Genomic DNA, 17,029 nt, shown 5'->3' with positions numbered 1-17,029 from the left:
CTTAGCAACCTTAAATTCTTGAAAGATAACATTGCTGCAAGTGATTCATTGAACTCTGAACTGAAAAGCTGGGAATTGGATACAAAGCTGAAACTTGCTGAGAACTTTCCTTTTTCTCGAAGCGAGACACAGTGTTCGGAGGCAGAAGCACAGTTTGAGTTACATCCAGATAGTGCCTCTGCTTACAAAAATAATCTGGTTGATTTTGAAGCATTCCTCAAAGACGCCAAACTTCCAAGAGATATCTCTTATTGGCAAAAAGCTGTAGCTTATCCAACTTCAGTAGTGGCTTTAAGGGGAAATAATCTCAAGCAAGTTGATGTCAGATTGCAAAGGAAACTATTACTTCAAGAATGGAGAAAGAGGCTCAGACTAAAACGATCAGAGTGGGAGCTAGATGCCGTTAATCGTTACAGAGCACAGTTTTTGAAACAGATTGATGAATGGCTTGAAAATCTAAAAAAAATTGTTAATTACCTTGAAGAATTAGGATTGGAGCCCGGTTATTTTCTGGACCTTTCAAGGGGAGGGCTTTCGCTTACTGATATTGAACAGATTAGACATTGGGCTAAATACCTTTCAGAGGATAAAGGAGTCAAAGAACTTTGTGAACTGCTAGGAAAGGTTCGCCAGATCAGCCTCTCAGAAAAGGTAGAAATGGCAAAAACAGTTGTTTCAGTACCCGTGACGATTCCTGATGTGAACTCAAGAGAGGAAATTATTGGCATCAAGCTGGGTAAGGATATAGAACATTTGCTGCCCTCGGAACTGGCTCTACTTTCAGATTCAGACACCGCTATGCTGTTTGATTTGAAATATATTGAATCTCGTTTGATGTGTTTTGATATGCAGGGCATGCAAAGTCATAACAAGGAGGTTGAAATCGAAGAGGAGCAGCAGGTTAATGAAGAAGAGAAGATGGGGCCAATTGTAATCTGCGTGGATACCAGTGGGTCTATGCATGGATCTCCGGAAACTATCGCGAAGGCAGTTACCTTGTATATGGCAACGGTAGCCAATCAGAATAAGCGGGCTTGTTATTTAATCAATTTTTCTACTGCCATAGAAACTCTTGATCTGTCAGCTGGCTATAACTTGCAAACATTACTCGCTTTTCTTCAAAAATCATTCCATGGGGGAACTGACGTTGAGCCTGCCATCTCGCATGGTCTTGGTATCATGGAGAGCGATGAGTACCGTAATGCAGATATGCTGATAATTTCCGACTTTGTGATGTCATCACTATCGTCAGAGATGCTTGAAACCATTGAAAAACAGAGGCTTGATGGCAACCGCTTCTATTCTCTCTGCATTGGCAATGAATTTATGTCTAACCGGTTAAGGAGCCATTTTGATCGTGAATGGATATATAATCCTTCAAGTTCAACCATTCGGGAGTTAATCGGATTTCAGACGGGGCTACTCGATCGTTAGAGAGGAAAGAAATCACGAGCGGCTACGTGCATGAAATAAAATTTTCAGGGTAAACCTTCCTGACATTCACGTAGCGCACGATTTCAAACTTATGGCTACTATGCTACTGCTGCCCAGACGGAATCAAGGCAGAGGGTGAACGCCTGACACAGAGACGTGTTCCGGTCGGGCTCCGACCACAGGCACCCTGAAAGCCTTCAGAAAAAAGGCTAAGCTGGCAACGTTCAAATTTTTTGATCGCAACACAAGCCACAACAAATTCTGCAAGCGCCTGATTTTCCGATAAATTCTGTTCCGGCCTCGGGCACCAATCAGAAAGCTCATCGTGAAAATGATGGGCTTTTTTTCTATCTGTTCCCCACGTTTTCTCACTATACGTCAACTGCGACAAGGCGTTGCGCTCAACTCTTCCTATATAACCATTTCTTTTATTGATCATTCTTCATCTTGCTAAACTTCGCTTGTGTCATTTGTGCCACTCATTTTTGGCACTGGGATTGGCACAGAATCAACACAGTTTTTACCTTTCTCAGAGAAGTGCGGAGTTATCATGGCGAGGCTCGAAAAGAGAAAATCAGGCTGGCTGGCACGGGTCAGAAAAAAAGGTATTGATCAGGCACGGACATTCGACATAAAAAAAGGGTCACGTTTCAAACAGGTTGATACCATATCCGTGAGATGAACTCTCCGATCACCTTATCGTGCAGTTCCTCTGAGTGAGAAAAGCAGATAGTTCTACGGGTTGATCATTTAAGACGTGTACGATGTGTCAGATTGTTTCTTTCGATGCTTTGTGTCAGTTTCTTGCTGATAATATGGCTCTGTGCCGGTAGCTCTGAGCCATAGGGTTTCCAATCATCGGTGCAGTAGATCCTGAACTTATAGGGTTTGACCAACTTTATCAGCTTCTTCAAGGTTTTCTTCGTTCTGCGTCCAAAGATATGTGCGATCACCCTCTGGTAGCGAGGCTCCCATGCGTAAAACAGCCAGCGCTGATTTTTCTTATTGCCAACATAGGACCATTGTTCATCCATCTGGCAGATTAGCACCAGCTCTTCATTGTCGAAAGGGAGTGACGTTACATAGCCATGCTCACTATGCGCTCGTGGGTGCCTGGTTTGTTAGCGTTGTAGAGAAACTCAAGCTGGAAGCTGTGTTTGCAATTTCGACATAGGTAACGCTGTATACCTGAGGGTGCTTTGCCATTTTTCACAACTCCATTTGTGGTATCACAGTGAACACATACAACTTTAATGATTGCCATAGGGAAAAAATAGATAGAGTATCAGCAAAGCTCTTCCGAAAAATATACGAGATCAACGCATCTGATTCGGGTGCGGTTCATTTGCTACGACGAAGCCTCCCTATTCACCATCAACTCACCGTAATTTCGTTTCTTAGAGCACGAATGGTGATATGACCAGTATTCATCCCAGTCTCCACTGGAGTTTATTGAGCGAAGCTTCAGAATGGCTTCCGCGCCTTGCAGGCTCCATCGTGCGCCTGTTATATCAAGACGGTCATTTATCAAATGTCGGCAAGCGCCTTCAATCACTCCGCTGGCAATAGGAAAGCCTGAGCGTAGCGCCTTATCGTAGCAAAGCCGGTCTCTGTTTTTTTGCAGATAGCCAGCACATTTATCAATAGCTTCCCGATTCTTCAATTTTCGTTTCGTGGCACTTTGCTTTATGCCCCTGGCTACCCGACCCGACTGCCCATGAAGAATTTTCAGTGCTTGCTGCTCAACCCATTTCTCAATAGATTTATCACCTTTATCATGCAGACAATGAGCGGCTTTCCACAGATATTCCAGCACATGAATGAAGTCCATTATGATGCTGGTTTTGACCTGTTTTCTGCGGGCAACTCTTTCAATCATTTTCAGTTGATGCGGATGCCCATCGACCAGGACAACCCATTGTCGTTTTCGTTCCGGGTCACGCTTGAGAGCCTCATCAAAGGCTTCTTCGATGACTGTTTCTCCGTCCCTCTCAACACTGGCCCAAACCCTCTTGTTGCGTATTGGAGGTCGAAATTTGACGACATTGTCCGCTTTCTTTTCAGAGTTCATGATGGACTCTGGTGAGCGTGGGTTTGCCCGCACAGTGTAAACAGTCGCCACCATAGCCATACGCTTCCGGTCTTTCTTTTCTCCCGGACTTAAACGTGTCTGACGTTTTTTCTTGCTTTTCTCTGCATTCTTGCGGGTCGCTTCTCTTAACCCATCTGGCAACATGACCAGACCTTTCCCGTCAAAGCTCAGAACCAATAGGTCATCTGTTTGCTCATCTTCTATGGTTCGTTGTTCATAGAATTCGACAAAATCCTGAGCTGTGCCTTCAACCAGCTTTATTGTCTGGTACTTGCCAACTATGCCGGGGCAATTTTCACGATGCCGTTTGACGACATTGTCATAAGAACGATCAATAGCATCCGTGACCACACGCTTGCGTACACCATCAGAATATTGGTCGTTATTAAGGTTGAGCCCGGCATCCAGTGGGAATTCGTTGGAGACATTGCGCTGGCTATAAGCAAACCGTTTGACCGTTACCTTGCCAAACACCGTGGTGAGAACCCGGCTGGTATTTTGACGAATATGGTTACGAGGTATGCCGTCAGCGGGAGTGACAGACACTGCTCTTTCTTCATCTTCAGCCTGTTTATCGAGATAGCCCTGAAACATTAGCCGAAGCAGCTCGTCCCCATTGGTTCGAATGTACTCTTCAGTTGTGCCATGTTCCTGCAGGCAGGCAGATTCGAGGTGGCGGATCATGCTATTAAAGTGATCCTGTGCAGGAGAAAAAAATTGAAAGTCGAGAGTATTGGCGTAAGATGCGTTCACAAAGGGCTGCTTTTCCGGTGTTATTTGTTTGGCGACGTTATATCACCACGAAACAGCCCTTTTTTCTTTGCTCTCAGTCGTCAAAGTGGTTGGTTTTGCTGGGGTAGAGCGTCGTAGCAAATGAACCGCACCCATCTGATTCATGACCCTTTTTTTCAAAAGAGCCAAAAATTAGTTAGATATGGTCAATCGGGGTACTTTCTGGTGCTAGAAATAAGGGCGTAGAACCCGTTCATGGATGCAGATCTGGCTGCACCGTCTTAGCTGTATGTATACACAGACACCACTCATACTCTCCGTATGAATGAATAAACTATGATATAGTTACTGTAATAATTGCTACGGTAACTTTACATGAAATTCTATAATCGAGAAGATGAACTTGAGCAGCTTCGGGAGTGGAGTGAACAAGCCTCTAAAGGAACGGCTCACCTGACAACTGTGGTAGGAAGGCGCCGGGTCGGTAAAACAGCGCTGTTAAATAAAACCTTTCCTCAGAACACGACTTCTGCTGCCTCTATCTATCTGTTTGTATCCAGAAAACAGGAGTCATTACTGTGTGAAGAGTTTGTCGAGCAAATCAGAACGGTTTTAAATATCCCCATATTTGGTCAGCCTGCACGCCTTCGGGAAGTTATGGAAATTCTGTTGCAGTTCAGCATCACTACGCCTGTTACCGTCATACTGGATGAATTTCAGGATATTCAGCGGGTTAATCGAGCGTTTTTTTCCGAACTTCAGGATTTGTGGGATCGATACAGACAACAAAGCCGTATGCATCTGGTCTGCTGTGGTTCTTTGTACAGCCTTATGACCCGGTTGTTTCAGGATGGACGTGAGCCATTGTTTGGCCGTGCCGATCATCGCATCAACCTTCAGCCTTTGCGTTGCCGCTATATCGCTCAGATGTTGAGTGATCGGCAGGAGTTTACGCCAGAAAAACTCTTGCAGTGGTACATGCTCAGTGGCGGTGTTCCAAAATATCTGGAGTGGCTGTTTAACATTGACCCTGCAGCTGACCTCTGGTCGCAGCTTATTAATGAACACAGTCTGGTTATTGAGGAAGGGCATTATCGTCTGGCCGAAGAGTTTGGGCCTGAACATGGTACCTATTTTTCCATATTGGCGGCTATCGCTTGCGGTAGTACGAGCCGGCCTGAAATAGAATCTTTGCTGGGCATTTCTGTGGGGCCACAGCTTGATCGTCTGGAAAATGAATTTGATATTATAAGCCGAAATCGACCAGTGTTGTCTAAACCGGGAACCCGGTTGGTTAAATATCGCATTGCCGATGCTTTCCTGGCTTTTTGGTTTCGCTTCATTTATAAGCACCGCAGCGCAGTGGAGATTGGAAACTTTCCGTTTATTCATAAAGTCATTGAGCGGGATTACCCAACCTGGAGCGGTCACTGGCTGGAAGAAATCGTCAGGGAAGTGGTTGCAGAAACCGGTGAATACAATATTGTGGGTAGTTACTGGGAAAGAGGGAATCAGAATGAAATTGATCTTGTAGCGGTCAATGAACTGGATAAAAAAGTCCTGATTGCTGAAGTTAAGCGTAACCCGAAAAATATCCGCAGAACGCATTTACAGGAGAAAGCCACCAAACTTGTGCAGCAACTGAAGGGGTATGATATTGAGTACAGGGGCTTTTCACTTGACGATCTGGCAGACTGGTTTTGACTGAATTGCTTTGCCATGACTTTAATGTCCGGTTGATCAACAGGCGACGCTACGTGCATGAAAATGGTTTTTTCATACCAAGGTTCCGTGAAATTCACGCAGGGCGTGATTTCAAATTCATGGCTAATATGACTACTGCTGTCACACATTGGGCCTGGTAATATAGGAAACACCCAAGGTGTGACTGAAAGCAGCCTCATACCCGTAACCACGCCCTCAGCTTGTGGTAATGAGAACCTTTCCAGTAAACCTGCTGGCAACCCCGGCACTGATAAAACTCGGTATAGTACAATCGGGTCTGCTCCTGTAGGCGATGGCGAACCTGCTCAGCCGGTACCGGCACCAACCGATCATTACACGTACTACAACGGGTGAATGGTTTGAACTGTTTGTCCAATTGAAGTGCCTCTATCACCTCTTTCAACTGCAGGCGGGGGTGGATATTCCTTGGCCAGTAGCCGTGAGTGACCTGATGGTATTTCAGAATACCAAGATCTCGAGTGAGGATAATCCGGTGTTCTTTCAGGGCAATATCGACGATTTCATGATCGCTGTAATCGTTCCGGTACAAAGTATCAAAACCGAGAATCCGCAAGTATCTCGCCAGCTTTCCCAGGTGTACGTCAGCAATAAAGCAGGGAGTACGCAATGGGGCTGGGCGCAGCTTTTGCAAGCCTTCAAGATCAAGTCGCTCAAAAACCGGGTACACTGACACCTGCTCACCACCTTCAATCTGCTTATCAAAACCGGATGACTGGCTATCAATCAGGATCAGGTCCACTTCTGTATGTGGCACCTGCTGGGCTTCGATAGCATCTTTGACGGATGGAGTGCCGATAAACGTATAGGGCTTTATCTGATACCGATAAGCTACAGGCAGGTAGTCATTCAGTTCTGCGTAGAACCGAAAACGGGTTTGCCTCTGAATGAAGCGGTGAGCTTGTGCCATTTTTTTTGCCATACTCTTCGCCAGGTGAAAGGCAAACCGCATACCTGACATATTTTCTCTCTGCGAGGTTTGCCTTTTTTCATTATATGCCTGAACAGCTGAACAACAGCTTTTTACCCTGAGACCGTTACCATGGTGAATCTTTGCAAATTATACTAACGTCATATTTATTTTCGTTTTTTAACAACACGCTATACGTTGCCCCAAAGTCACAGCCTACACCTGTCGTAGTGACCATATAAGTAAAACCGAGAGGGTGTGTTTTAGATGTAAATGGCAAATCATTAACGTCGACATAAGGTGGAGTGACGATATCATCATTTTTGGAATAAACCTTTCTTCCGTTAACAATGATCCTGAAAACCCGAGAAGTGCATGGTTCTTTGAGATCAGCCGATTGAATGGTCAGAAACCCATTGTGTACACAATATCTGTGTAGATAAAAATTGCCCCGGTTCATTGTTCCGGAAAGGGTAAGCTCTTTTCCTGAGAGGATTTTGTATATTGTCAATGTAGGGTCAGTTTGCCCTGATTTCACTTTAGCACTGGCTACATATGCAATTCCTTCGAGAGTATTCCTCGATGATTCTTCATCACACAGCTGAGCGCTCTCTTGCACACCCGGGGTAGCGACTGATACCGTTTCTGCGGTGGATTTTTTACAAAATGAGACAATAAAAAGAATTGAAAGCAAATACTGAAAACGAAACATTTTCAGGTTCCTCATGCTGATTCATTTGCAGAGTGGACGGGTGCATAACGGAAATCTTGGTTATGTCATTTTCGAATGAAATATCAAGCTTCTGGCAAGGCGTTGTTTGAAGGTAGTTGAACGTCACTATTTTCTCCAGCCTGACTGACAGGCTCTGCGCATCTTCCTTCCATATCAAATGATGCGCTGAACCTGTGAGTACTGGCAAATTAACGCAGGCATTCCAACCTGGGGCTGTAGTCGTCTAACTGATCAGATTGCTTCCTGGGTCTTAGTGGCAGAGCCTGTCAGTACCGACATCAGGCTTTGTACGACAATGCCAGTCAGACATGGAATTAACCAGCTGGTGTTGACAGTATACAGTGGCAGGTGTGCTGCAAATACATTGTCCATAGAGGCAGGAATAACACCCACAATATGCATTGCGTCGACTGTACCAAACAGCAGTGTCAGAATCATCGCTACATTATGAGCAGGCTTAACCTGCGGAAAATAATGAGACACAAACGATGCCACCACCAGGGCAAGAGCAACTGGACACAATATCAAAATGGCTGGCAGGCTGTAGGTGATAATCTGCTCCAGACCAAAGTTGGCAATGATGCAGGTGACAATCACAACCGTAAAGGACACAGTGTTCCGGTTTAATTTAAAGGTTGAGCTGAAATACTCTGCATTAGCCTGGGTCAGACCAACGGTAGTACTGAGGCAAGCAAGAATAATGATTCCTGCCAGCAGCAACTGACCGGAGTCGCCAAAGATTTCATAAACATAGAAGCTCAGGATTTCACCACCATTGGCTGCTCCCTGGGTAATCGAAGTGGCGGTTGCGCCAACGTAGCCCAGTGCAATATAACATCCTCCCATCAATACGGAGTAAATCAGGGCGATATGCATTGTGGATTTTGCGATCTGGGCAGAGGAGGTCACGCCTTTGCTATTGATGGCCTGAATAATTACCCAGCCAAAGCCTACGGCGGCCAGGGCGTCCATGGTCATGTAGCCCTGCATCACACCTTCGGTTACAGGCGCAATGGCGTACCGACCACCCGGTTCTGCAGGATTGCCCAGCGGGAACAACAGTGCTGCGACAGCAATAGCAGCCAGCATGATAATCATTGCCGGAGTCATCACTTTGCCAATCAGGTCCACCAGCTTTTGTGAGTTATAAGTCAGGAGCAGGGTAATCAGGGAAAACACAATGGCAAATGGCAGCAGATAGTCACCCTGTACAAATGGACGTAACCCCATCTCATAGGCAACGGTGACAGCACGGGGCATGGCAAAAGCAGGCCCTATGGCTACAAATAATCCAATCCAGAACCCACGATTCAGTACGGTTGCAAGCGGCGAGGTTAACTGGTTGGCTTTACCCACCATACCCAGTACAACCAGAGCAAAAGCAGGCAGTCCGACGGCGGTAAAAAGAAACCCGGACATGGCTGGCAGCAGGCTTGTTCCTGCCTCAAGCCCCAGGGCTGGAGGGAAGATGACATTCCCTGCACCAAGAAACAGTGCAAACGTCATCAGACTGATAACGACCGTATCTTTAAGACTTAATGCTTTATTGTTTGTCGAGTGTGCCATAAGTACTCCTGACCTTGATTCAAAAGGTGTTCCATCAGGTTCTGGCAGAGGAAGAGGTAAGGTTGGAAAGCCTTCTTCCGCCAGTCATGCTGACGGAAAAATTACACCGTCAGCTAACAGCTAATGACTACTAGTAGTACAGCTAGTAGTACAGCGGCGGAAATGATCTGGACGGCAGGCACAGCGATGCGGGCTTTGGAAGAAGCTTTTTCAAGACGCATGGCAGAACCTGACAACATTTACATTTCCTGTGACAACGGTATATTTTTTAACCATAAAGCAAACGGCTTATCTATGTAAACTGGTATAAATACATACACACTGCTGGCAGCTGTATTGACAGCCACTCTAAATCCCGGCACCCCATAAGCGGATCTTTCAAAAGTGATTGCCAACCGGCTGCTGGAAACGTATGGCCTGGCCTCAGGGACGTTAAAAACTTGCATACTGGTCAGGTTTTAAATACTATAGCGGCGCGTTCGCAAGGCGCTGTTTTAAAACAAGTTATTGATTTTTTAAAGCAGATCGTTAGCATTGTAAGCGCGTCAGAGATGACAGGGCGAGTTAGCAAAGCGGTTATGCACTGGATTGCAAATCCACGTAGACCGGTTCGACTCCGGTACTCGCCTCCACTTTCTGTTTTCAGCAATTTTGACAGTTTGTCCGAATTGCTCCTCTATAAGGCGAGTTAGCAAAGCGGTTATGCACTGGATTGCAAATCCACGTAGACCGGTTCGACTCCGGTACTCGCCTCCATTTCTACTCTATTCCTGCTTTTTTTTAATCGCTTTCTCAAAGATTTCTTTCATTCTTCCTGTTTCCGTTGTTGTAACGATGTTGGATTATTCGCTGATTTGTTTATCGTGAAAATACTTTTTCTCCACGGTCAGGTTCCATGTCGTTATCCTCATCACAAGCATCATCACAAACACAGGCTCTGCCATCACTCAGCCTGATGGTTCAGGGAACAACCTCTGATCTCACCATCGGAGCAGCAGAGAGTAAAAGGTTTTATTATCAAACGTTTCCGTGGAGATATTAAACTGCTTTATTCAGGTCTGGAGTGGCTTGAGAAAGAGCTGGGGAAACAATCACAGGAGAAGGTTTTGCTCATTTGAATTTTGCTCATTTGAGCCAACCTGAACTCAGCGGTTTGTCATTCGTCTGGACGCAGTTCAATCCAGAAATGTCCACTGTTATGCAAATACAGATCCAGCACCTGACTTTTATGGGCATCCTGATAGTAACGAAGGGTATCTGGCAGATAGGCGCCATTTTCAGAATAGAACTTCATACGCCTGAAATGTGTATCCATAACCCGGATGTCGATTGCATGGTCGGAGTCGTCATCGGGGTATTTGATTTTAATGTGTACGCAGTAGAGCTGCTCACTGGAAAACCATTGGCCAATCAGCGCCAGCATTGAGTTGAATTCAATATGATGGAAGCTCTGTCCCGGCTTTAGTCTGAAGTTAAATGCATGTGAGTTCTGTATGGGAAGGAGCCAGGACTCTATAAGCTCAACAGGGTGGTGATAGATTGGAGAGTGCAGCATAAAATCAACTTCAGCATATTGCTCAGGATGCGTCATTACCAGCACTCCCTTCTTCTCACAAAATTAGTATCGCTATTATCACACTTGTCTGTGATTTCATTGAGCATTACACAATTCAACGATGACTTACTTCTCCATTTTTCTTATATGTGTCATCAGTTTTACTTATTAAGACAGGCTTACGTTTTTTTTAATGGCTTTTTTTGATAGCTATGGAAGTACAGTGAAGCTGTCTGCTATGTTGTGGGATAGAAAATTAATAACGTCGGGTGTGTTATGACTTATCAGGTTCCTCTGTTTATCAATGGTCAGTTTATAACGTCTGCTTCAACGATTACTCAACCAGTGATTAACCCTGCTACCCAGGAGGTGCTGGCAGAGTTGCCCATGGCAACCGTTGTGGAAATAGATCAGGCGGTAGCCGGTGCCAGACAGGCTTTTAAGTCCTGGAAAGATGTCCCGGTTCCCGAACGCGCCCGATTGATGATGCGTTATCAGGCACTGCTTAAAGAACATCATGATGAGCTGGCGGAACTGCTGGCAAAAGATACCGGCAAGACCTTTGAAGATGCTAAAGGCGATGTCTGGCGAGGGATAGAAGTGGTCGAGCAGGCAGCCAATATTCCTGCCCTGCTGATGGGCGAAACTGTCGGGAATGTAGCCGGAGGTATTGATACCAGCAGCTACCTTCAGCCACTGGGAGTTTGTGTTGGTATCACCCCGTTTAACTTTCCGGCAATGATTCCGCTGTGGATGTTTCCACTGGCAGTCGCCTGCGGTAACACATTTATTCTCAAACCCAGTGAGCAGGTACCGCTGACGCCTGTACGCTTACTGGAGCTGCTGGTTAAAGCAGGTATTCCGGACGGTGTGGTACAACTGGTTCATGGTGGGCAGGCTCAGGTTGAGCGACTGCTGGAACATCCGGATACCAGGGCGATTTCTTTTGTAGGCTCTGCAAACGTTGCACAGTCTATTTACAGAACAGGCACTTCTCACATGAAGCGGGTTCAATGCATGGCAGGTGCCAAGAATCACTGTGTGATTATGCCGGACGCTGATAAAGAACAGGCACTGAATCAGCTTGTTGGGGCTTCAGTGGGGGCTGCAGGTCAGCGTTGCATGGCAATCAGCGTTGCCGTGTTTGTGGGGCAGAGCAAAGCATGGATTCCGGAATTAGCCGACAAACTCAGTACACTGCGCCCTGGAGCCTGGGATGATACCGGAGCCGCTTTTGGGCCGGTGATCAGCAAAGCGGCAAAAACACGAATTACTGGTTTAATCCAACAGGGAAAGCAGGAGGCAACCTGCCTGCTTGATGGCACTGATTGCAAAGTAGAGAACTTGCCCGATGGCAACTGGGTAGGGCCGACACTGTTCACTGACGTGACACCGGATATGGCTATTTATCAGCAGGAAATATTTGGTCCGGTGCTGTGCTGTGTCTGTGTTGACTCGCTGGAAGAGGCGATTCAACTGGTTAACCGCAACCCTTATGGTAATGGTACGTCCATTTTTACCCGTTCTGGTGGTGCAGCTCGGAAATACCAGCATGAGATTGAAGTGGGGCAGGTGGGTATCAATGTACCGATTCCTGTGCCTCTGCCATTTTTCTCCTTCACTGGCTGGAAAGGTTCTTTTATGGGCGACCTGCACGCTTATGGCAAACAAGCGGTGCGCTTTTATACCGAAACCAAAACGGTCACAACACGCTGGTTATACGACGACGAAGAAACATCTGGCCAGCCTAATCTCACTATTAACCTTAAGTAGTCACAAAAAGGTCTATAAAGAAGGACTTTCCAGATCAATTAATGTGGGAGGGACTATGGATTTTTCGCTCAGCGATGATCAACAGGCTTTTATCAGTACCGCCAGAGCATTTTCGAAGGATGTTCTGGCACCGGGTGCAGCGCTCTGGGACAGAGACCATATTTTTCCTGTCGAGGTATTCAGACAGGCGGGTGATCTTGGTTTTATGTCGCTGTATGCACCAGAAGAAGCGGGTGGACTGAACCTGTCGCGGCTTGATGCCAGTCTGATATTCGAAGAACTGGCACAGGGATGTACGGCCACGACCGCTTATATGACCATCCACAATATGGCGACCAATATGATCGGTCGCTATGGCAGTAAAGCATTAGTCGACCAGTGGGGGGCAGATCTGACCTCAGGCCAGAAACTGGCTTCCTATTGCTTAACAGAACCAGGGTCAGGTTCAGACGCAGCATCATTGATAACTTCCGCCAAAGCAGTTGGTGACCATTACGTGGTTAATGGCAGCAAGGTCTTTATCAGCGGTGCCGGGGCAACGGATATTCTGATCGTGATGGTCAGAACCGGCGGTAGGGGGGCTAAAGGTATTACGGCTCTGGCTATTCCGGCTGACAGCGCTAATATTCACTACGGCAAGGCTGAAGACAAAATGGGCTGGCACTGTCAGCCTACACGACAGATAACCTTTGATGGCGTAAAAGTGCCTGTCAGTCACCGACTGGGATCAGAGGGGCAGGGTTTTAAAATGGCGATGGAGGCACTGGACGGTGGTCGTATAAACATTGCGAGCTGTTCCGTTGGCACGGCTCAGGCTGCCCTGAACAATTCCATTAGCTACAGCAGAGATCGGGAACAGTTTGGTCAGTCGATAGCTGAATTTCAGGTGACGCAGTTCAAGCTGGCTGATATGGCTACGGAACTGGTGGCTGCAAGGCAGATGGTCAGGCTGGCGGCCTGGAAACTCGATAACAGTGAAGCAGAAGCCGGTGTTTACTGCTCAATGGCTAAACGGCTGGCAACCGATCTCTGCTTCAACATCTGCAATGAAGCACTGCAGATTCATGGCGGTTATGGCTATATCCGTGAATATCCTCTGGAACGGTTTGTCAGGGATACCCGGGTACACCAGATACTTGAAGGCACCAATGAAATCATGCGAATGATCATTAGCCGTCGTTTATTAATGGATGATGTGGCCGAGGTGATACGATGATTGAGAGTACGACTTCCAAGCTTAAACTGGACATCATTGACCATACTGCGCTGATTACCCTGGACAATCCCGGTGCTAATACCTGGGATCTGGAAAACCTTTCCGGGCTTTGCACGCTGGTGGAAAAGCTCAACAATGACCGAAGCATTTATGCCCTGGTTATCACCGGTGCCGGAGAGAAATTCTTTTCCGCAGGCGCTGACCTGAAACTGTTTGCTTCTGCTGATAAGAAGGCTGCACTGGATATGGCCAGGGCATTTGGTAAAGCTTTTGAGACACTGGCAGCATTTCGTGGTGTATCCATTGCCGCCATTAATGGCTTTGCTATGGGAGGGGGGCTGGAGGTGGCGCTTGCCTGTGACATTCGTATCGCTGAAGAACAGGCCCAGTTGGCACTACCAGAGGCAAAAGTAGGGTTGCTACCCGCTGCAGGAGGAACGCAACGACTGCCGTGGCTTGTTGGAGAGGGTTGGGCAAAGCGCATGATATTGTGCGGTGAGCGTATAGCAGCTCAACAGGCAGAGCAAATCGGGCTGGTTGAAGAGGTGGTTGCAACGGGTGAGGCAAAGGACAGTGCGCTTGCACTGGCGGCGAAAGTGGCAGAACAGAGCCCGATAGCTGTGGCGAACTGCAAGCAACTTATACATCATGCCAGAGATGCAACCATTGCAGCCGCTTTGCCAGAGGAGCGCGAACGCTTCCTTGATCTGTTTGATACTGAGGATCAGCAAGAAGGTGTTAAGGCATTCCTTGATAAGCGTAAGCCGAACTGGAAAAACGCCTGAATCCCCCTAATCCCTGAACCTAACCCCTGAACCAGGAACGAACTAAAAGGATAATTATCATGGCAAAGGTAGCTTTTATCGGCCTTGGAAATATGGGTGGTCCAATGGCTGTCAACCTTCTTGAAGCGGGTCACGAAGTGACCGTTTTCGACCTGGTCAGCGATCTGATGCAGCAATTGACTGACCAGGGGGCAAACGCAGCAGACAGTGCACTGGCGGCTGCTGATGGTGCCGAATTTGTGATTACCATGCTGCCTGCAGGTCGGCATGTGGAAATGGTTTACCTGGGGGACAGTGGTCTTTTAGCCTGTCTTGAAAGTTCACCTCTTATTATTGATTGCAGCACTATTGATGCCCAGACTGCAAAGAAGGTTGCCAGCGCGGCATCAGAACAGGGTCTGGATATGATTGACGCCCCTGTGTCGGGAGGTGTTGCTGCCGCGAAAGCTGGCACCCTGAGTTTTATGTGTGGTGGTGCAGAGAAAGTCTTTAACCGGGCAAAGCCGGTTCTGGCAGGCATGGGGAAGAATCTGTTTCATGCGGGTTCCAGTGGAGCAGGTCAGACCGCTAAAATCTGTAACAACATGCTGCTGTCAGTATTGATGACAGGCACAGCTGAAGCACTACAGCTTGGCGTTGACAACGGACTTGACCCCGGTGTTCTGTCAGACATTATGCTGGCCAGTTCGGGCAGAAACTGGGCGCTGGAAGTCTATAACCCTTACCCGGGGGTTATGGATGCAGCACCTTCCAGCCATCAGTACCAGCCCGGTTTTATGGTGGATCTGATGGTAAAAGACCTTGGACTTGCACTATCCGCTGCGTTAGAAAGCAGCTCTTCTGTTCCTATGGGAAGCGCTGCCCGGAATCTTTATATGGCCCATAAAAAGAAAGGTCATGGCAAACTGGATTTTTCCAGTATTCTTCAGGCACTAAAATAGACACGTAAATAGACACTTCAATAAAGCTCTTCAATAAAAACTCTTCAATGAAAAAGGTGGCGTTGTGGATCTCAAGAATAAAGTAGCCATTATCAGTGGTGGTGCTTCAGGCATTGGGGCAGCGACCGCCCGTCGTTTTGTTGCAGGCGGCGCACAGGTTGCGGTTTTCGATATCAATCGTCAAAAAGCGGAAGCGTTACTGGAGCAGTTAGGCAGTGCCGCTATTTTTTGCCCGGTTGATGTGACGAACGAGGCATCGGTGCAGTCAGGCATCGACATCACCAGTAAGGAATTTGGACAGATTCATATTTGCTGTAATTTTGCCGGCGTGGCGGATGCTGCCAGAACGGTTGGTAAGCAGGGACCTTTTCCCCTGGATCAGTTCAGGAAAGTGATTGATATTAACCTGATCGGGACGTTTAACGTTATGCGGCTTGCCGCCGTAAAAATGGCGGCTAATCAGCTGATCTCAGAGGAAAGTGGTCGTGGCGTGATTATAAATACAGCGTCTGTTGCGGCATTTGAGGGTCAGATGGGGCAGGCTGCCTATAGCGCGTCCAAAGCAGGCGTTGCCGGCCTGACCCTGCCGGTTGCCCGTGATCTTGCCAGCCTGAGAATACGCTGCAATACCATTATGCCTGGCCTGATCAAAACCCCCATGTTTGACTCCCTGTCTCCGGAGTTTATTGAATCACTGTCAGACAGTGTGCTGAATCCAAAACGACTGGGGAAACCTGAGGAAGTCGCCCACCTGGCTCAGTTTATGGTTGAGAATGATTACCTTAATGGCGAATGCATTCGGCTCGATGGGGGTATCAGAATGCAACCGAGGTAACAGAAAACCGGGATGAGGCTGTTAACCCGGATTCAGCGGTAAGGTGATCGACTGATTTTTTCAAACAGCCAGTTGCTGAGATGAAACAGCTTTTCCTTGTTGGATGCATAAGAAAAATTAGGAGCTTTCAGCAGGACGGAAGGGCGGCCATTAATCTTGAGAAGGTACTCAGTCCAGCGGTGAGAGCGATCCAGATCAACATGGTCAATCTCTTTAAAGTCGGTGAATATATCGCCAAAATAGCCTGACAGAATATCGACGGTATCCTGCCCTGAGACAATCAGGAATTCTGGAAGGCACTGCTCCATAACGGTGTTAAGGATCGGGCGTGAATGTTCCAGAAACAGATTCTGTCTTGATAATGGCAGTTCTGTCCATTTTTTTGTTTTAAACGGGCTGCAATAACAGAAAGTGGCACTTTCCAGTTGCTGTCGTAAATGCTTATTCTGTTTAAACGCAAAAGAAGCATTCCTGAAATAACGCTGTGTAGAGAAGCCATCAAGCAGTAAATTTTGGGTTAACAGATCGGCATTGAACTGGCTGTCTTCATCGATTAGTGGAGCCAGACCTAAAAAGAGAATATTGCTGGAAGCGTAATTTTCCCCCAGAAACAGCAGCCCACCATGTCCTTCCTGTCTTGGGTACTCAGTGATCAGTTTTTGATTTTGATCAAGTGCTATTTGTTGTAGTTCTTCAAGCATTTTTATTATGTCT

Annotated in this window: 15 protein-coding genes, 2 tRNA genes and 1 pseudogene; 9 read left to right on the top strand and 9 right to left on the bottom strand. The window is 47.0% G+C overall.

Annotation, left to right across the window (positions count from 1 at the left end; all coding sequences use genetic code 11):
• Window positions 1-18 precede the first annotated feature (18 nt).
• Window positions 19-1,434 carry a VWA domain-containing protein gene (locus NX722_RS08245; RefSeq protein ID WP_262567586.1) on the top strand — a complete coding sequence of 472 codons (1,416 nt, stop codon included), beginning with the start codon at window positions 19-21 and terminating at the stop codon, window positions 1,432-1,434.
• 103 nt (window positions 1,435-1,537) lie between these two features.
• Here the strand turns inward: NX722_RS08245 and NX722_RS08240 are convergent, their stop codons facing one another.
• From NX722_RS08240 to NX722_RS08230, 3 genes and pseudogenes are all read right to left on the bottom strand, one after another.
• A complete protein-coding gene (locus tag NX722_RS08240; protein ID WP_262567585.1) occupies window positions 1,538-1,873 on the bottom strand; it encodes a hypothetical protein in 336 nt (111 codons plus the stop codon).
• A gap of 211 nt (window positions 1,874-2,084) precedes the next feature.
• A pseudogene (locus NX722_RS08235) lies at window positions 2,085-2,698 on the bottom strand (IS1 family transposase).
• Window positions 2,699-2,782: 84 nt separating this feature from the next.
• The gene (locus tag NX722_RS08230; protein WP_262567584.1) at window positions 2,783-4,279 is read right to left on the bottom strand and encodes an ISKra4 family transposase; all 1,497 of its coding nucleotides are present in this window, start codon (window positions 4,277-4,279) and stop codon (window positions 2,783-2,785) included.
• A 354-nt stretch (window positions 4,280-4,633) separates the two neighbouring features.
• Here NX722_RS08230 and NX722_RS08225 point away from each other — a divergent pair, with 354 nt between their 5' ends.
• Complete coding sequence (locus tag NX722_RS08225; protein WP_262567583.1) at window positions 4,634-5,962, top strand: ATP-binding protein; 1,329 nt, start codon at window positions 4,634-4,636, stop codon at window positions 5,960-5,962.
• A 196-nt stretch (window positions 5,963-6,158) separates the two neighbouring features.
• Here NX722_RS08225 and NX722_RS08220 read toward each other — a convergent pair whose 3' ends face one another.
• From NX722_RS08220 to brnQ, 4 genes are all read right to left on the bottom strand, one after another.
• Window positions 6,159-6,911, bottom strand: coding sequence for a Mut7-C ubiquitin/RNAse domain-containing protein (locus tag NX722_RS08220; protein WP_262567582.1), 753 nt, complete (start codon window positions 6,909-6,911; stop codon window positions 6,159-6,161).
• The gene (locus NX722_RS28815) at window positions 6,851-6,994 is read right to left on the bottom strand and encodes a DUF2256 domain-containing protein (protein WP_407647969.1); all 144 of its coding nucleotides are present in this window, start codon (window positions 6,992-6,994) and stop codon (window positions 6,851-6,853) included. Before NX722_RS28815 ends, NX722_RS08220 begins: the two co-directional genes overlap by 61 nt.
• Window positions 6,995-7,038: 44 nt before the next feature.
• The gene (locus tag NX722_RS08215) at window positions 7,039-7,623 is read right to left on the bottom strand and encodes a hypothetical protein (RefSeq protein WP_262567581.1); all 585 of its coding nucleotides are present in this window, start codon (window positions 7,621-7,623) and stop codon (window positions 7,039-7,041) included.
• A 252-nt stretch (window positions 7,624-7,875) separates the two neighbouring features.
• On the bottom strand, window positions 7,876-9,210 hold the full coding sequence (gene brnQ, locus NX722_RS08210) for a branched-chain amino acid transport system II carrier protein (RefSeq protein WP_262567580.1): 1,335 nt from the start codon (window positions 9,208-9,210) through the stop codon (window positions 7,876-7,878).
• 558 nt (window positions 9,211-9,768) lie between these two features.
• On the opposite strand from brnQ, the gene NX722_RS08205 reads away from it, so the two are divergent.
• Window positions 9,769-9,842 (top strand) — tRNA-Cys (locus NX722_RS08205).
• A gap of 50 nt (window positions 9,843-9,892) precedes the next feature.
• Window positions 9,893-9,966: transfer RNA gene (locus NX722_RS08200), tRNA-Cys, on the top strand.
• Between the two features lie 400 nt (window positions 9,967-10,366).
• Here NX722_RS08200 and NX722_RS08195 read toward each other — a convergent pair.
• A complete protein-coding gene (locus tag NX722_RS08195; RefSeq protein WP_262567579.1) occupies window positions 10,367-10,801 on the bottom strand; it encodes a hypothetical protein in 435 nt (144 codons plus the stop codon).
• 240 nt (window positions 10,802-11,041) lie between these two features.
• Between NX722_RS08195 and NX722_RS08190 the strand changes: the two genes are divergently transcribed.
• The 5 genes from NX722_RS08190 (at window position 11,042) to NX722_RS08170 (ending at window position 16,315) form a co-directional block, all read left to right on the top strand.
• Window positions 11,042-12,538, top strand: coding sequence for a CoA-acylating methylmalonate-semialdehyde dehydrogenase (locus NX722_RS08190; protein WP_262567578.1), 1,497 nt, complete (start codon window positions 11,042-11,044; stop codon window positions 12,536-12,538).
• A 55-nt stretch (window positions 12,539-12,593) separates the two neighbouring features.
• Window positions 12,594-13,754, top strand: a complete 1,161-nt coding sequence (locus NX722_RS08185; protein ID WP_262567577.1) for an acyl-CoA dehydrogenase family protein — start codon at window positions 12,594-12,596, stop codon at window positions 13,752-13,754.
• Complete coding sequence (locus NX722_RS08180; protein ID WP_262567576.1) at window positions 13,751-14,539, top strand: enoyl-CoA hydratase; 789 nt, start codon at window positions 13,751-13,753, stop codon at window positions 14,537-14,539. The genes NX722_RS08185 and NX722_RS08180 overlap by 4 nt, the downstream gene beginning before the upstream one ends.
• Window positions 14,540-14,598: 59 nt before the next feature.
• On the top strand, window positions 14,599-15,480 hold the full coding sequence (gene mmsB / locus NX722_RS08175; protein ID WP_262567575.1) for a 3-hydroxyisobutyrate dehydrogenase: 882 nt from the start codon (window positions 14,599-14,601) through the stop codon (window positions 15,478-15,480).
• Window positions 15,481-15,544: 64 nt separating this feature from the next.
• Window positions 15,545-16,315, top strand: coding sequence for an SDR family oxidoreductase (locus NX722_RS08170; protein ID WP_262567574.1), 771 nt, complete (start codon window positions 15,545-15,547; stop codon window positions 16,313-16,315).
• A gap of 32 nt (window positions 16,316-16,347) precedes the next feature.
• Here NX722_RS08170 and NX722_RS08165 read toward each other — a convergent pair whose 3' ends face one another.
• Window positions 16,348-17,016 (bottom strand): hypothetical protein, encoded by a 669-nt coding sequence (locus tag NX722_RS08165; protein ID WP_262567573.1) that lies wholly within the window; start codon window positions 17,014-17,016, stop codon window positions 16,348-16,350.
• Between the last annotated feature and the right edge of the window lie 13 nt (window positions 17,017-17,029).

The organism is Endozoicomonas gorgoniicola (assembly GCF_025562715.2).
Lineage (GTDB): Bacteria > Pseudomonadota > Gammaproteobacteria > Pseudomonadales > Endozoicomonadaceae > Endozoicomonas_A > Endozoicomonas_A gorgoniicola.
This window is presented reverse-complemented; position numbering and strand designations above follow the sequence as displayed.

What these genes read in the sequence shown, in the direction of transcription:
- NX722_RS08240 (WP_262567585.1), bottom strand. Translation starts at nt 1,873, where the DNA reads ATGATCAATAAAAGAAATGGTTATATAGGAAGAGTTGAGCGCAACGCC.
- NX722_RS08225 (WP_262567583.1), top strand. Translation starts at nt 4,634, where the DNA reads ATGAAATTCTATAATCGAGAAGATGAACTTGAGCAGCTTCGGGAGTGG.
- NX722_RS08220 (WP_262567582.1), bottom strand. Translation starts at nt 6,911, where the DNA reads ATGGCACAAGCTCACCGCTTCATTCAGAGGCAAACCCGTTTTCGGTTC.
- NX722_RS28815 (WP_407647969.1), bottom strand. Translation starts at nt 6,994, where the DNA reads ATGAAAAAAGGCAAACCTCGCAGAGAGAAAATATGTCAGGTATGCGGT.
- NX722_RS08215 (WP_262567581.1), bottom strand. Translation starts at nt 7,623, where the DNA reads ATGTTTCGTTTTCAGTATTTGCTTTCAATTCTTTTTATTGTCTCATTT.
- brnQ (WP_262567580.1), bottom strand. Translation starts at nt 9,210, where the DNA reads ATGGCACACTCGACAAACAATAAAGCATTAAGTCTTAAAGATACGGTC.
- NX722_RS08195 (WP_262567579.1), bottom strand. Translation starts at nt 10,801, where the DNA reads ATGACGCATCCTGAGCAATATGCTGAAGTTGATTTTATGCTGCACTCT.
- NX722_RS08190 (WP_262567578.1), top strand. Translation starts at nt 11,042, where the DNA reads ATGACTTATCAGGTTCCTCTGTTTATCAATGGTCAGTTTATAACGTCT.
- NX722_RS08185 (WP_262567577.1), top strand. Translation starts at nt 12,594, where the DNA reads ATGGATTTTTCGCTCAGCGATGATCAACAGGCTTTTATCAGTACCGCC.
- NX722_RS08180 (WP_262567576.1), top strand. Translation starts at nt 13,751, where the DNA reads ATGATTGAGAGTACGACTTCCAAGCTTAAACTGGACATCATTGACCAT.
- mmsB (WP_262567575.1), top strand. Translation starts at nt 14,599, where the DNA reads ATGGCAAAGGTAGCTTTTATCGGCCTTGGAAATATGGGTGGTCCAATG.
- NX722_RS08165 (WP_262567573.1), bottom strand. Translation starts at nt 17,016, where the DNA reads ATGCTTGAAGAACTACAACAAATAGCACTTGATCAAAATCAAAAACTG.